Source organism: Saccharomonospora marina XMU15, from assembly GCF_000244955.1.
GTDB lineage: Bacteria > Actinomycetota > Actinomycetes > Mycobacteriales > Pseudonocardiaceae > Saccharomonospora_A > Saccharomonospora_A marina.
This window is the reverse complement of record NZ_CM001439.1, coordinates 4521360-4536063: the sequence shown is the minus strand read 5'-3', so window position 1 is coordinate 4536063 and position 14704 is coordinate 4521360. Positions and strand designations below refer to the sequence as shown.

Below are 14704 nucleotides of genomic sequence, written 5' to 3'. Positions count from 1 at the left end.
CGGACCAGATGAGACATCGGCTGGCCCGGCTCGGCCGGTCGGCTGTGGAGTTGGCCGGCCGTGTCGCGGGCTACGGTCGAAGCAGAGCACACGCGGTCGGGGAACTGTGGAAGCGATCGCTACAGTTCCGCGTCACCGTGTCCACGCTGGCGTTGTCGTCAGCGGTGGTGTTCGTGCTCGGCATGGTCCTGCAGAACCAGATCACCGACCGGCTGCTCGACAACAAGGAACGCGCCGCGATGGCGCAGCTTCGCGTCGTCGTGTACACCGCCGAGAGCGAACTCGTCGGTGACGCGGGCCAGGACGACGCCTTGCGCAACCGGCTGAGCAACGCGCTCAAGAAGATCACCAGCAGTTCGGTGGCGACGCAGGACGCCCAGAACTCCGCCGCGGGCGCCTTCGAGCCGGTGCTGGCTGCGGGCGACCCGGACGTGTCCTCGGAGAACGCCATCCACGCGGGCCCCTACGAGAAGGTGCCCGCCGGGATGCGCAACTTCGTGGAGAACAACCAGCGCACCACGCAGATCCACACCGTCTCCGGCGTCACGTACTTCATGGTGGGCGAGCCGGTCACGACCGCGACCAGGCCGATCCAGCTCTACCTGCTGTTCCCGCTGACCACCGAGCAGAACACTGTGACCACCGTGCAGAACACGCTGCTGGTCGGCGGTCTTGTGCTGTTGTTGCTGCTCGCGGCCATCACCAACATCGTCACCAGGCAGGTGGTGCGGCCGGTGCGCAGGGCGGCCGAGGCGGCTGAGACGTTCGCGGGTGGCGACCTCGACCGAAGGCTCGACGTCGTCGGGGAGGACGACCTGGCCAAGCTGGCGACCTCCTACAACGAGATGGCGGCGAGCATTCAGGACCAGATCCGCCAGCTGGAGGAGTTCGGCCAGTTGCAGCGCCGGTTCACCTCCGATGTCTCCCACGAGCTGCGCACCCCGCTGACCACGGTCCGGATGGCCGCCGATGTGCTGCACGCCTCCCGCGAACAGTTCCCCGCGGGGCTGGCCAGATCCACCGAGTTGCTGGTCGACGAACTCGACCGGTTCGAGACCCTGCTTCGGGACCTGCTGGAGATCAGCAAGCTCGACGCGGGCGTGGAGGAGCTTTCCGCCGAGCACATCGACGTGCGCCCCATCGCCGAACGGGCCGTGGAACAGGTGAGTGTCATCGCGGGCACGGCGGGCAGCGCCATCGAGTTCGAGCCGCCGCCGGAGCCGGTGAACGCCGAGGTCGACGCGCGCCGGGTCGAGCGCATCCTGCGCAACCTGCTGGCCAACGCGATCGACCACAGCGAGGGCAGGCCCGTGCGCCTGCTGCTGGCCGCGGACGAACACGCGGTGGCCTTCGCCGTCCGCGACTACGGGGTGGGTCTGCGGCCGGGAGAGGCGGAGCTGGTGTTCAACCGGTTCTGGCGCGCCGACCCCTCCCGCAACCGGCGCACCGGCGGCACCGGCCTCGGCCTCGCGATCAGCCAGGAGGACGCTAGGTTGCACGGCGGTTGGCTGGAAGCGTGGGGCGAGCCAGGCGACGGCTCGTGTTTCCGGCTCACGCTGCCACGCCGCGTCGGCGAGCCGGTCGAGCAGAGCCCGATCGGGCTACCGCCTGACCCGCCGTCCACACCGCCGCACGACGGCATGCGGGAGCGTGCCGAGCCCACCTCGCCCGTCGACCACGGCGCGGGCGCCCCCGACGGGCCCCAGCAGGCCACGCCGGTGGGCGCGCCCGAGCACGAGGAGGTTCGATGATCCGCCGCCGCTACCGTGCCGTGCTCGCCGCATTCGCGGCCGCGCTCACCATGGCGGGCTGCGCGGCGGTTCCGACCGAGACCCAGCCGAAAGCGGTGCCGCAGGAACGGGTCGCACCGCAGACCCAGGAGATCCCCGAACCCGCGTCCGGCCTCGATCCGCTCTCGGTCGTGCGCGAGTTCGTGCGCGCCAGCGTGCAGCCCACCAACGACCACGCGGCCTCGCGCGCCTACCTGAGCCAGGCCGGCCGCAAGAACTGGCAGCCCGATCAGACCGTGACCGTCATCCACGACGAGTTCGGCACGGTGTACGCGCCGGACGAGGAACAACCGCAGAACGAGACCGAGCGTTTGGTGACGCTTCGGGGAGCGCAGGTCGGCAGGCTGAGCCAGGACAGTTCCTTCATCCCCTCCGACGAACCGGTGTCCGAACCGGTGCGGGTGAAGCTGCAACGGGACGGCCAGTGGCGCATCGTCGATCCGCCGGACAGCATCATGATCACCGAGACCGACTTCGGTGAGGCCTACTTTCGGGTACCGGTGTACTTCTTCGGACCCGACTCCACCGCGCTCGTGCCCGACCTGCGCTACGTCGTCGCGAGGCCGCAGTCGGGCCTGCCCGCACGGGTTGTGGACCTGTTGCTCGCAGGGCCTTCGAACGCGTTGACCGGTGCGGTGCGCAATCCGCTGGACTCTGCGGCACTGGAAAGCAACGTGACCGGGACCAACGACGGGGCGCTGGTGGTGCCACTTTCCGGGGTCGCGGAGCAGAGCCAACAGGACAAGAAGCTGATGGCCGCTCAGATGGTGCGCTCGCTGCAGCACGTGACCACGAGCAGGATCAGGCTGCTGGCCGACGGCACGGCACTGGTGCCGGGGCAGAGTGAGTGGCGACCCAGCGACCTACCGGCCTACGAGGCGGTTTCGTCCCCGAACTCGGAATTGCCCGGCCTGATGACGGTCGGCGGACTCGTGCGTTCGCTCGGCTCAGGTGCCCCCATCGACGGGCCGGTCGGCGCTGGGGCCGTCGATGTCCGCAGCGCGGCGCAGGCGATCAACGGCCAGCAACTGGCGATCGTGGAGAACACGCGCGACGGGGTGCGGCTGCGAGTGGGGGACTACGGCACCGCTGGACAGGTGGTGGACTACCCCGCGAAGAACATGACACGCCCCACCTGGCTGCCGCCGACGACCAACGGCGGCAAATCCGGGGAACTGTGGACGGTCGTCGACGGCGAGCACGTGGTGCGGGTGCAGCGAGCACCGAACGGGCAATGGATTCCGCAACGGGTGAACGCCTCCGAACTCACCGCCGTCGGTGCGATCACGGGGCTGCGCCTTTCCAGGGACGGAACCAGGGTGGCGATGATCGTGGGCGGTCAGCTGGTCGTGGCCTCCGTGGTGCGCGCGCCCGACGGAACCTCGGTGTCGCTGCGCGCTCCCCGGATTCTGAAGGGCGACCAACTCGACAGCGTGGTCGACGTCGACTGGATCAGCCAGGACACGCTGATCGTGGCGAGTTCGTCGGAGCGGATTCCCGTCGCCAGGGTGCCGGTGGACGGCCTGCGGCTGGACCAGTTCAACAGCTCCAACCTCACGCCGCCGATGCGGGCGATCACCGCCGCGCCGGGTCGGCCGATCGTGGTGGCCGACGCCAGCGGGCTGTGGACCGCCAACGACGTCGGCGCGGGCTGGCGCCCGCATCCGCAGACGCTGCCCGCCGCGGAACCGTTCTATCCGGGCTGAGCCGGTTTTGTCGGTACCCTCCGGCAGGCTTACGTGGTGTGAGTGCGACAACCCGATCGGTCACCACCGCCTGCGTCAACGCGGTGCTCGAGCTGCTGCTGCCGCAGCGGTGTGCCGGCTGCGGCTCGCCCGACGGCCCGTGTTGCCCGGCGTGTGCCCGCTCGCTGGACGGTCAGCAGCTGTTCAGGCACGGCAGCGGGACACACGCTCTGGCGCGCTACGACGGCGAGGCGAGGCGACTGGTACTCGCCTACAAGGAGCGTGGCACGCGGAGCCTGGCCCCCGTGTTCGGGCGTGCGCTCGCGCACGCGCTACCCCAACTGCCGCGTGCCCGTCCCGATCGGGACGGCGTGTGGTGGCTGGTTCCCGCGCCGTCGCGGCGTTCGGCTTCGCGGGCAAGGGGCGGCCAGCACATGCTGCGGGTGGCAAGGCACTGCGCGGAGGCGCTCGCGGCACGCGGTGCCGCCTCGGCGGTCGCGCCCGCGCTGGTACTCGCGCCGGGCACGCGGGACGCGGTCGGGTTGGGCCGGGAGAAGCGGGTCGCGAACCTGGCGGGCAACGTGCGCCCGCGACCCGCCGGGCTGCCGCCGCCCGGCACGCCGGTCGTCCTGCTCGACGACGTGGTGACCACGGGCGCCACCGTGGCGGCCTGCACGAGGGTTCTCGGTGCGGCGGGAATCGCGGTCTCGGCCGCGCTCACCCTCACCGGAGCCTGAATCTCACTCGTTCGAGTGGCGGGGAACCGCTGCCGGGGGGTCGTGCGTTGACCGGATATGACGCAGCCCACCGTCACCCTCGGACATCGAAGCAGGGGGCCGGTGCGCCGCGGGAATGAGAGCCCGCCGAGCGCGCTGCTCCGAATGGGCTGGAGGAAGTGGGAGAACACCCGTCACCGGCTGCGTTTCGTAACGACTTTCGACGGTTTCGCGTCCCCCGCACCGGGGGCTGTTGCATCCGCTGTGAGCGGGCTAACGTGCTGCGCTAACAGCGGTTCCCGCAGGCAAGGGAGGTGACACCCCATGTCCCTGGCGCCGGAGGAACGCTGAGTCCGCAGGACGCCCGCGAGACGTCGCGTCGCGTCCCGTCCTCCGCCCCGGCGTTTGTGGTCGCAATAGGCAACTCGCACGCACGTAAGCGAGGGAGGTCGTGTATGGACATCGTCATCAAGGGTCGCAACGTGGAGGTGCCCGATCACTATCGGGTGCACGTCAGCGAAAAGCTGGCGCGGCTCGAGCGCTACGACAAGAAGGTCATCCGCTACGACGTGGAGCTGTTCCACGAGCCCAACCGCAGGCAGGCCAAGAGCTGCCAGCGCGTCGAGATCACGGGCAAGGGCAAGGGCCCTGCCGTTCGCGCCGAGGCGTGCGCGGGCGACTTCTACGCGGCACTCGACTCCGCGATCAACAAGCTGGAGAACCGGATGCGCCGCATGCACGACCGGCGCAAGATTCACTACGGCCGCCGCGCTCCCGAGTCGGTGGCCGAGGCGACCTCGGCGGCGGAGGGCCCTTCTTCCGGCTCCACACCGGGTGGGCGGGCACCCGCGTCCGCCACGGCCGTGCTCGAGGCGCCCCCGGCGCCGATCGCCACCGAACAGGCGACAACAGCCGACCCCTTCGAACTGCCGGAACAGCGCTGGGACGACGGTGTGACCGCACACGAGCCCGGCCGCATCGTCCGCGAGAAGGAACACTCGGCCGAACCGATGACGATCGACCAGGCTCTGTACGAGATGGAGCTGGTCGGACACGACTTCTACCTCTTCAACGACTCCCAGACCGGCAAGCCGAGTGTCGTGTACCGCAGGAAGGGCTTCGACTACGGCGTGATCCGCCTGGCGTGACCAGCAGGCGGTGAGCTCGTGGCGGCCCGCACGCACTCGCGTGCGGGCCGCCGTGTGCACGCGGGCCTGCGCGTTCCCTACGATGGAGGTGCTGCCCGGTGTCCTCCGGGCCCGCGACGACCACCGGACACAGCTAGTGAGGTCGACTCGATGCTTCTGAACCGCCTGCTCCGTGCGGGCGAGGGCAAGATGGTCAAGCGGCTGCGCCGCATCGCCGACCACATCAACACCCTCGAGGACGACGTCAAGGACCTCTCCGACGCTGAACTCCAGGCCAAGACCGACGAGTTCCGCAAGCGCCACTCCGAAGGAGAGTCACTCGACGACCTGCTCCCCGAGGCGTTCGCCGTAGCGCGTGAAGCGGCCAAACGGGTGCTCGGACAGCGGCCGTTCGACGTACAGCTGATGGGCGGTGCCGCGCTGCATCTCGGCCAGGTCGCCGAGATGAAGACCGGCGAGGGCAAGACGCTCACCAGTGTGTTGGCCGTCTACCTCAACGCCATCTCCGGCAAGGGCGTCCACGTCGTCACCACCAACGACTACCTCGCCAAACGTGACTCCGAGTGGATGGGCCGTATCCACCGCTTCCTGGGTCTCGAGGTGGGCGCCATCCTGTCGGAGCTGCCGCCGTCCGCGCGGCGTGAGGCGTACCAGGCGGACGTCACCTACGGGACCAACAACGAGTTCGGTTTCGACTATCTACGCGACAACATGGCGTGGAGCCTCGACGACTGCGTGCAGCGCGGCCACAACTTCGCGATCGTCGACGAGGTCGACTCGATCCTCATCGACGAGGCACGCACACCGCTGATCATCTCCGGGCCCGCCGACCAGTCGTCGCGCTGGTACACCGAGTTCGCGCGCATGGCGCCGCTGATGAAGAAGGACGTCCACTACGAGGTCGACGAGCGCAAGCGTGCCGTCGGTGTCACCGAGCAGGGCGTCGAGTTCGTCGAGGACCAACTGGGCATCGACAACCTCTACGAGGCGGCCAACACCCCGCTGGTCGGCTTCCTCAACAACGCGCTGAAGGCCAAGGAGCTCTATAACCGCGACAAGGAGTACATCGTCCGAAACGGCGAGGTGCTCATCGTCGACGAGTTCACCGGCCGCATCCTGGCCGGTCGCCGGTTCAACGAAGGTATGCACCAGGCGATCGAGGCCAAGGAAGGTGTGGAGATCAAGGCCGAGAACCAGACTCTCGCCACGATCACTCTGCAGAACTACTTCCGGCTCTACGACAAGCTCGCGGGCATGACCGGTACCGCCGAGACGGAGGCGGCGGAGTTCCACCAGACGTACAAGCTCGGTGTGGTGCCGATCCCGACGAACCGGCCGATGGTCCGGGCCGACCAGCCCGACCTGATCTACAAGACGGAACAGTCCAAGTTCGAGGCCGTGGCCGACGACATCGCGGAGAAGAACGAGCGCGGCCAGCCGGTACTCGTCGGCACCACCAGCGTCGAGAAGTCGGAGTACCTGTCCAAACTGCTCGTCAAGCGAGGCGTCCCGCACGAGGTGCTCAACGCCAAGCAGCACCACCGTGAGGCGCTGATCATCGCCAAGGCCGGTCGCAAGGGTGCTGTCACGGTCGCCACCAACATGGCGGGCCGCGGTACCGACATCGTGCTCGGCGGCAACCCCGACATCATCGCCGACGAGGTGCTGCGCGAGCGCGGCCTCGACCCGGTGGAGAACTCCGAGGAGTACGAGGCCGCCTGGTCGAAGGTGCTGGAGGAGGTCACGGCCGAATCGGAGGCCGAGGCCGAGGAGGTCATCGCCGCGGGCGGTCTCTACGTGCTCGGCACGGAACGCCACGAGTCACGGCGCATCGACAACCAGTTGCGTGGCCGGTCCGGCCGTCAGGGCGACCCGGGCGAGTCCCGCTTCTACCTCTCTCTGGGCGACGACCTGATGCGCCGGTTCAACGCGGCGATGGTGGAACGAGTCATGACCACCATGCGGCTGCCCGATGACGTGCCGATCGAGCACAAGATCGTCAGCAGGGCGATCAAGAGCGCTCAGACGCAGGTCGAGCAGCAGAACATGGAGATCCGCAAGAACGTCCTGAAGTACGACGAGGTGCTCAACCTGCAGCGCAAGGTCATCTACGGCGAGCGCCGCAGGGTACTCGAGGGTGAGGACCTGCGCGACCAGGTCGAGCACATGCTTCGCGACGTCGTGTCCGCCTACGTCGACGGCGCCACCTCGGAGGGCTACGCCGAGGACTGGGACCACGAGAAGCTGTGGACGGCACTGAAGACGCTCTACCCGGTGGGTGTCACCTGGGAGGAGATCGTCGAGGAAGAGGACGACGACGTCGACGCCGACCGGCTGCGGGAGATCCTGCTCGAAGACGCCGCGAAGGCCTACGCCAATCGCGAGGCCGAGATCGACGCCAAGGTCGGCGAGGGCGCGATGCGCGAACTCGAACGGCGGGTCGTGCTTTCGGTGCTCGACCGCAAGTGGCGCGAGCACCTCTACGAGATGGACTACCTGAAGGAAGGCATCGGCCTGCGCGCGATGGCCCAGCGCGACCCGCTCGTGGAGTACCAGCGCGAGGGCTTCGACATGTTCAACGCGATGTTGGAGTCGCTGAAGGAAGAGGCGGTCGGCTTCCTGTTCAACCTGCAGGTCGAGCAGACCGAACCGACTCCACAACCACAGCCTTCCGCTGCCGCGGTACCGGCTACCGCGGGTGGTGACGGCCAGCGTGCCGCCACCTCCGGCGGGCGCCACGCCAGGCAGGTGCCGCCGCAGCCACAGCCGGAACCGGTTCCCGCCGCGCTTCGGGGCAAGGGCCTGGACGGCGGCGGGGCCGCACCTCAGGCCCTGACCTTCTCAGGGCCGTCCGAGGGCGGCGGCGTGCAGTCCCGTGGCACCGGCGACGGCGGCGACGAGGCAACCGGAGGGACGGCCGCGGGTGGTACCCGGCGGGAACGCCGTGCCGCCGCCCGGCAGCAGGCGAAGAAGAACAAGAAGGGCGCCCGGCGTTAGCGGAGCTGTTCCGAAGGCGGCCGCGGGTGCCGGTGGCGCCCGCGGCCGCCTTGCTGTGTGCACCGCCGCGGGGCTTCCGCCCGCACGGAGTTCACCTCATCGGCCTGCGCGTGGCCAGCACAGTGAAGGTGGTGCAGCGCCATCCCTGTTCACCGTGCTCGAACCGGGCCGCCACGGCGGATGCCCGGCCGTAGGCGTAGGCGGTCCCGCACACTTCCACGGTGTGCTCCGACGGGCGGCAGATGTGTATGTGTCGCAACGCGTAGCGGGTCGCGCTGGCGCGGGTGCGGACACGAAGCGCATGGAACAGCGCGGGCGCGAGCCATCCCGCGAGTTGGGCCAGCGGCCTTCGCCCCGTGTGGACCTCAAGTAGTGCGGCCAGTACGCCGTGAATCGCACGCCGGCCGAGTTCCGGTAGTGGCTCGCCGTCGGCGTCCCGCTGCCGCGCCTCCTCCAGCAACTCGTCGAGCGTGAGCTGCCCCTCCGGCACCACAGGGCCGGGCGCGGGGCCGCCTCGGTCGACCGGTTCGTACGGGGTGAGCGGAAGCAGTCCGCTTCTCGCCGAGTTTGTCCGCATTCGCAGTTCCCTCCAGAGTTCTCACCGGACGGCCCCCCTGACCGCCCATGGATAAGGAGCAAGAAGGGCCCCGTTTTGACTCAGAAACCGCCCGGACAGGTGAACACGGTCGGTGTCGTTCGTAGGGTGAGAGCGTGCTGAAGGGGATCGTCGTCGACTACGCGGGTGTCCTCACCGACGCCGAGGGCGCCCGCCTGCTTGCCGCACTTGACCTCGCCCGTGGCCACGGGATGCGCACGGCGCTGCTGTCGAACGCCGACGGCGGCCGGCCGGTACGCGACCGGCTCGCACCGTGGTTCGACGTGATGGTGTTCTCCGGTGAGGTCGGCCTGGCCAAGCCCGACGTCGAGGTGTATCGGCTCGTCGCGAGGCGGTTGGGCCTGACCCCGGGGGAATGCGCGTTCGTGGACGATTCGGCGGGCAACGTCGCGGGCGCGGTCACCGCAGGTATGGCCGGTGTACGGCACGTGTCGGTGGAACAGACGTTGGCCGAGTTGGCCGTGCTCTTCGCCGGTGTTGTGCCTGGAATCGCCTGACGCGCTGGCGGCCGTCGGCTACGCTCGTGTACCGGTTGCTGACGGTCAGTGGGGAGGTTCGGATGGCCGACGGAGTGCCGAGTGGGGAGCGCAGCGATGCGGTGGACGTCTTCGCGGGGAGTTCGAGCGCGGTGGCTGCGGTGCAGGGGGTTTTCGGGCCTGCGGGTGCGGTGGTTGGTGCTGCTGGGGTTGGTGTGGCGATGGCTGGTGCCGCGGCGGGTTCTGTATCCGGTTCCTGGACTTTCGACAGAGAGCAGATCGATTCGGTGATCCGCAAATGGGAAGACCTGAGGGACGATTGCCAACGTGACCGGCGGTCGCTGTATACGTTGCGCGACCTTGTCCTTTCTCCCTCGGATGACGAACCCAGTTCCGGATATACCCGACAGGTGAGAGAAAGCTTGGCTTCCTTGCTGGAATCTAACGAATCGATGGTTGTCTACATTCAGGATTTTCTCGAGCGACTGGTCAAAGCTCGAGACGGGATCGAGCAGGCCGATTCCGTCAGTGCTGATCCGCTTCGCTCGGTGAAAGGTGCGTAGCCTTGGTCTTCCAACGGCGTGTTGTGGTGCTGGTGTCAGCCGCCATTGCCATTGTGCTGGCGGGTTGCTCCCGACCCGAGGCAGGAACGGCGATTACCGACAGCAGCCAAAGCGAGCAGGTAAGCAGCAGCCAAACCCAGGGTGATGATTCGCCGATTCCGCACATCAGCGAGCCACTGGATCCTTCCCCCTATCTGGATGACCCTTGCGGTCTCGTGCCGCGAAGCTTCGTCAATGACCTCGGCTACCAAGGTCCGGGTGAGAAGACCACAGGAAAGGTTTCGGGTATGCGGGTCGGGCCAGGCTGCAACTGGGGAACGGTCGATCAGATCGAGTTGTTGAGCTACAACTTCCAGACCGCGCCGCGAGAGCGGGGGGAACCGGGTGGGCTGCGCCAAGCCTACATGATGTACGAAAAGCAGAACTTGTACGCATTCTGGGAACCGACTGACATAGCGAGGTATCCGGCCGCGTTCGCCGACTTCGAGGACTTGCGTGACGAGGGGCAATGCCATCTGCTTGTCGGTATAGCGGATGACCTGTCTTTTGGTGTCGCGGCAGGTGGACATCGTGACGATCCCGCAAGGGCGTGTGAGAACGCCACGGCGTTGGCTACGAAGGTGGTCGAACTCCTGAAAGGTGGGTCCTGATGCCGCCTGCCATGAACGGTGAGCAGATCTACAACAATTTTCGGGACGCTGCGGGCACCCAGGCATCGCCACAGTCCACCAGGGCAGTCGTCGCCGGTTGCTGATGGTCAGTGGGGAGGTTCGGATGGCCGACGGAGTGCCGAGTGGGGAGCGCAGCGTTGCGGTGGACGTCTTCGCGGGGAGTTCGAGCGCGGTGGCTGCGGTGCAGGGGGTTTTCGGGCCTGCGGGTGCGGTGGTTGGTGCTGCTGGGGTTGGTGTGGCGATGGCTGGTGCCGCGGCGGGTTCTGTATCCGGTTCCTGGACTTTCGACAGAGAGCAGATCGATTCGGTGATCCGCAAATGGGAAGACGTGCGAGATAGCTGCCGTGAGGATCGACAGCTCATCAATGCCGCGGTTAGCAGCGTGTTCACGCCTTCTGAGGACGAACCGTCAGGCAAGTATGCAACGGAAGTGGTCGATGGCCTGTTGGCTTTGCAGGAATCGAACCAATCGATGCTGGCCTACATCGAGGATTTTCTCGAGCGACTGGTCAAAGCTCGAGACGGGATCGAGCAGGCCGATTCCGCCAGTGCTGATCTGCTTCGCTCGGTGAAAGGTGCGTAGCCTTGGTCTTCCAACGGCGTGTTGTGGTGCTGGTGTCAGCCGCCATTGCCATTGTGCTGGCGGGTTGCTCCCAACCCGAGGCAGGGACCGCGATCCCGGACAGTTCGGGGAGTGCGATGCCAAGTAGCAGCCAAACCCAGGGCGACAACTTCCCGGTCCCGCACATCAGCGAGCCACTGGATCCTTCCCCCTATCTGGATGATCCTTGCGGTCTCGTGCCGCGAAGCTTCGTCAATAACCTCGGCTACGGCGGTGCTGGGCAGGCGAGTAGCGGAGACATACCTGGTGTGGGAAGCCTCACCGGGCCTGGCTGCAATTGGGGTGCGGCGGGTCAGCTGGAAATGATGAGTCTGAACTTTCAGACCGAAGCGCGCAAGCGAGGGGAGCAGGGTGGGCTGCGTCAGCATTACGCCCTGTATGAGAGCGGTGACAAGTACGCCTACTGGGAACCGGCCACCGTGGCAAGCTATCCAGCAGCTTTCGCTGATCTTGCGGATCGCAGGAACAGGGGGTGGTGCAACCTGATCGTCGGTGTAGCAGATGACCTGTCATTCTCGGTCGCAACACAGGGACATGAAGACGATCCCGCAAGGGCGTGTGAGAACGCCACGGCGTTGGCTACGAAGGTGGTCGAACTCCTGAAAGGTGGGTCCTGATGCCGCCTGCCATGAACGGTGAGCAGATCTACAACAATTTTCGGGACGCTGCGGGCACCGAAGGACTGCAGCAGTTGGCCAGGGTCGTCGTCGAACTTCAGAACACCTACGGTGACCGGGCCCAGTCGATCAAGGATCTGCAGTCCGCCATGGAATCGGGTTGGACAGGAGATGCGGGCGCGAGCGCACGGGCGGGCGCAGGGCCCCTGGCACGCGCTCTGACTTCCTCCGCCGACAACATGGATGCCACGGTCAATTCGCTCAAGACTCAAGCTGATACCTGGCACAACGCGGCCAACTCTGTCGAGCCGGTGCCTCCGATGCCGGAGAAGCCGAGTCCGTGGACGAGCGGGCTCAAGGCCGCCATCCCGATCGTCGGTCCTGGCATCGTCGCCGATGAGCAGGAGGCATACCAGGCGGGTGCTGAGGCGCACAACAGGGCCGCACAGCACAACGTTCAAGTCTTTTCCAGCTACGCGGCGCAGACAAGCACCAACTCGGAGGTTCCTCGAAACTACGAGGTGCTGCAGCCGAGCAATGCAGCCATCTCGATCTCCAGTACCGGGCCGAGTTCCGTTTCCGGTGACCTGACCGCGGGTGCGGATTTCACGCGCGGCACCGGCGGAGCTGCCACGGTGAGTCCGGGCGGCACGATGTCCGGTTCGGTCTCGGGATCGGTGCCTTCGGCCGGTGCCGCCACGCCTGCTGTCGGGTCCGGCGGTGGTCCGGCACACTCGGCCAGTCCTACGGGTACGGCGGCGACCACCACGCCCTACCCCGTGGGGACGTCCGGCGCCGAGCGCGCCAGGCAGGACAAGACGAAGCAGCCGTTCGCGCCGTTACCCGGTACCGGCAGGCAGGGCGGGAACCGCACCGGCGGCGACTCCGGCGGAACTCGCGGCGGAGGCGTCGGCGAGCGTGCGGGCAGCCGCCTCTACGGACCGGGGGGCCGTGGCGCCGCTGAGGCGGCGGGCGGCCGCGTGTCCGGAGAGGTCGCGCGCGGTGGCGCACGGGGAACGGGAGCCGCCTTGCCCGGTCCGGCGGGCGCCACCGCGGAAGCGGCCGCGGCCAGGAACGCGGCCTCGGCCAGAGGTGCCGGAATGGCGCCCATGGGCGCGGGCGCGGGCCGCGGTAAGGGCGGCGAGGACGAGGAGCACCAGCGTCCCGCGTTTCTGCAGGAGAACGACCCGGACGAGACATTCATCGGTGACCTCGGCAAGACGGCCCCGCCGGTGATCGGGGAGTGAGGTCGGGCAGAGTCGACCTGCCGCTGTCCGCTCTGGCGGGCGTCGTCGAACGGGAAGGCATGGGGTCACTGCACCTCGCACTGCGGCCGGAGCCGATGTGGCTACCACAGCAAGAGCGAGGCGAGGCGGGGTCGCGTGTGGACAAACACCTCGCCGAGGCCGGGCTCGTCGACGGCCGGGGCCGGGTGGACGCCGACTTTCTCGACTGGTTGCCGCTGCTCACCCACGCCTCGCTGGAGTACTACGGCTGGCTCAACCACGGCGACAGCACGTGGAGCGTGCTCACGGCCTCGCGGGGCCTGCAGGGACTGCTCGCGGTGCGCCGGGACGACCGGGTGAGCCTCGCGCCGGTCAGCAGGCACGAACTGCCACAGGTGCTGGTGAGGCAACTGCCCGACCTCGTTCCCGGCGGCGGTACCCACTGGTCGGTACGGGTGGCGCAGCTGCGGGAGGCCGGTGAGCGGGGGCCGCAGGACAGGGCATTGCCCAGCGAGATTCGCGAGATCGTGAAGGTGTTGCGGCGGCCGGTCGCCGGTGGCGGTGAACTCTACGTGGCCGAACGGGACGACGTCGGTCGCTACCTGAGGTTGACCGACCCACTGCACTATGTGGACACCGACTGGGGCCGGTACCTCAACTACACCAGCGGCCGCGGAGTGGAAGCCGTGGTGCACATGGCTCCGGGCGAACCGGGAGCCATGGTCTCGGCGCTGGAAGAGCTTCGCGCCAGCCTGCGCTAGCCCCGGCGCACCAGTTCGAAACACAGCACGGCCGCGGCGGCGGAGACGTTCAGCGACTCCACGTCGCCCGGCATCGGGATCGTCACCCAGTCGGCCACCAGCGGGGCCACCTCGTCGCCGACGCCCGCGGTTTCGCCACCGAGCACGAATGCCACCCGCGCCGGCAGTTCGACCTCGAACAGCGGGTGAGCGCCTGATGCGCCGAGTGCGTACACCGTGTACCCGGACTCGGTGAGTTGCTCTACCGCCTCGGCCGCGGTGCGGCAGCGCAGCACCGGTGCGCGGAAGGCGACCCCGGCGGAGGCCTTCACAACGAGCGGGTCAAGGGCGGCGACACCCCGCCTTGGTACGACGATGCCCGCGACGCCCGCGGCCGTCGCGGTGCGCAGGATCATGCCGACGTTGGCAGGCGTCGTGATGCCGTCGAGTACCAGTACCGGCGAGGGCGGGGGACGATCGGCCAGCGCCGCACCCAGCGGGCGCATCCGGGGGGCTACGACGTCGGCCACCACGCCCTGGTCCTGCTTGCCGTTGCCCGCGAGCACCTTCACCCGGTGGGCGCTGGCTCGGCGCACCTCGACGCCAGCCGACCTCGCGGCTCGCTCGATCTCGGTGACGGCCGGTCCACGTGCGGTGTCGGCCAGTATCACCTTGTCGACCTCCAGGGTGGGGTCGGTGAGCGCCTCCAGCACGGGCTTGCGCCCGTACACGGTCAGGAACCGGTCCTTGGGGGACACCGCCTGCTCACTCACAGGTGGCAGTCTCGCACAGCGTCCGAGAGGCGGAAGCCGTGAGGAGGTCGCATCGGGGCGGGGC

Annotated in this window: 14 protein-coding genes; 12 read left to right on the top strand and 2 right to left on the bottom strand. The window is 68.0% G+C overall.

The window, feature by feature from the left end; genetic code table 11:
- Nucleotides 1-8: 8 nt before the first annotated feature.
- From mtrB to secA, 5 genes are all read left to right on the top strand, one after another.
- Nucleotides 9-1751 (top strand): MtrAB system histidine kinase MtrB, encoded by a 1743-nt coding sequence (gene mtrB / locus SACMADRAFT_RS21395; RefSeq protein WP_009155938.1) that lies wholly within the window; start codon nt 9-11, stop codon nt 1749-1751.
- Complete coding sequence (locus tag SACMADRAFT_RS21390; protein ID WP_009155937.1) at nt 1748-3496, top strand: LpqB family beta-propeller domain-containing protein; 1749 nt, start codon at nt 1748-1750, stop codon at nt 3494-3496. Before mtrB ends, SACMADRAFT_RS21390 begins: the two co-directional genes overlap by 4 nt.
- A gap of 38 nt (nt 3497-3534) precedes the next feature.
- Nucleotides 3535-4212 carry a ComF family protein gene (locus tag SACMADRAFT_RS21385; protein ID WP_009155936.1) on the top strand — a complete coding sequence of 226 codons (678 nt, stop codon included), beginning with the start codon at nt 3535-3537 and terminating at the stop codon, nt 4210-4212.
- Nucleotides 4213-4646: 434 nt separating this feature from the next.
- Nucleotides 4647-5339: a ribosome hibernation-promoting factor, HPF/YfiA family gene (gene hpf, locus SACMADRAFT_RS21380; RefSeq protein ID WP_009155935.1), complete on the top strand. Its 693-nt coding sequence runs from the start codon at nt 4647-4649 to the stop codon at nt 5337-5339.
- Between the two features lie 150 nt (nt 5340-5489).
- Nucleotides 5490-8336, top strand: coding sequence for a preprotein translocase subunit SecA (gene secA / locus SACMADRAFT_RS21375; protein WP_009155934.1), 2847 nt, complete (start codon nt 5490-5492; stop codon nt 8334-8336).
- A gap of 91 nt (nt 8337-8427) precedes the next feature.
- Here secA and SACMADRAFT_RS21370 read toward each other — a convergent pair whose 3' ends face one another.
- Nucleotides 8428-8913, bottom strand: a complete 486-nt coding sequence (locus SACMADRAFT_RS21370; protein ID WP_009155933.1) for an Rv3235 family protein — start codon at nt 8911-8913, stop codon at nt 8428-8430.
- Between the two features lie 134 nt (nt 8914-9047).
- Between SACMADRAFT_RS21370 and SACMADRAFT_RS21365 the strand changes: the two genes are divergently transcribed.
- The 7 genes from SACMADRAFT_RS21365 to SACMADRAFT_RS21345 all read left to right on the top strand — a co-directional run bounded on the left by SACMADRAFT_RS21365 (nt 9048) and on the right by SACMADRAFT_RS21345 (nt 13888).
- On the top strand, nt 9048-9449 hold the full coding sequence (locus SACMADRAFT_RS21365) for an HAD-IA family hydrolase (RefSeq protein WP_009155932.1): 402 nt from the start codon (nt 9048-9050) through the stop codon (nt 9447-9449).
- A 62-nt stretch (nt 9450-9511) separates the two neighbouring features.
- Nucleotides 9512-9991: a hypothetical protein gene (locus SACMADRAFT_RS21360; RefSeq protein WP_009155931.1), complete on the top strand. Its 480-nt coding sequence runs from the start codon at nt 9512-9514 to the stop codon at nt 9989-9991.
- Nucleotides 9992-9993: 2 nt separating this feature from the next.
- Nucleotides 9994-10641, top strand: a complete 648-nt coding sequence (locus tag SACMADRAFT_RS29350; protein WP_009155930.1) for a DUF3558 domain-containing protein — start codon at nt 9994-9996, stop codon at nt 10639-10641.
- Between the two features lie 124 nt (nt 10642-10765).
- Entirely contained in the window at nt 10766-11245 is a 480-nt protein-coding gene (locus tag SACMADRAFT_RS29345) for a hypothetical protein (RefSeq protein ID WP_009155928.1), read from the top strand.
- 2 nt (nt 11246-11247) lie between these two features.
- Nucleotides 11248-11901, top strand: coding sequence for a DUF3558 domain-containing protein (locus tag SACMADRAFT_RS29340; RefSeq protein ID WP_009155927.1), 654 nt, complete (start codon nt 11248-11250; stop codon nt 11899-11901).
- Complete coding sequence (locus SACMADRAFT_RS21350) at nt 11901-13148, top strand: hypothetical protein (protein WP_009155926.1); 1248 nt, start codon at nt 11901-11903, stop codon at nt 13146-13148. The genes SACMADRAFT_RS29340 and SACMADRAFT_RS21350 overlap by 1 nt, the downstream gene beginning before the upstream one ends.
- Entirely contained in the window at nt 13145-13888 is a 744-nt protein-coding gene (locus tag SACMADRAFT_RS21345; protein WP_009155925.1) for an ESX secretion-associated protein EspG, read from the top strand. Before SACMADRAFT_RS21350 ends, SACMADRAFT_RS21345 begins: the two co-directional genes overlap by 4 nt.
- Here SACMADRAFT_RS21345 and SACMADRAFT_RS21340 read toward each other — a convergent pair.
- Entirely contained in the window at nt 13885-14640 is a 756-nt protein-coding gene (locus tag SACMADRAFT_RS21340) for a TrmH family RNA methyltransferase (RefSeq protein WP_009155924.1), read from the bottom strand. The genes SACMADRAFT_RS21345 and SACMADRAFT_RS21340 overlap by 4 nt on opposite strands.
- Nucleotides 14641-14704: the final 64 nt, after the last annotated feature.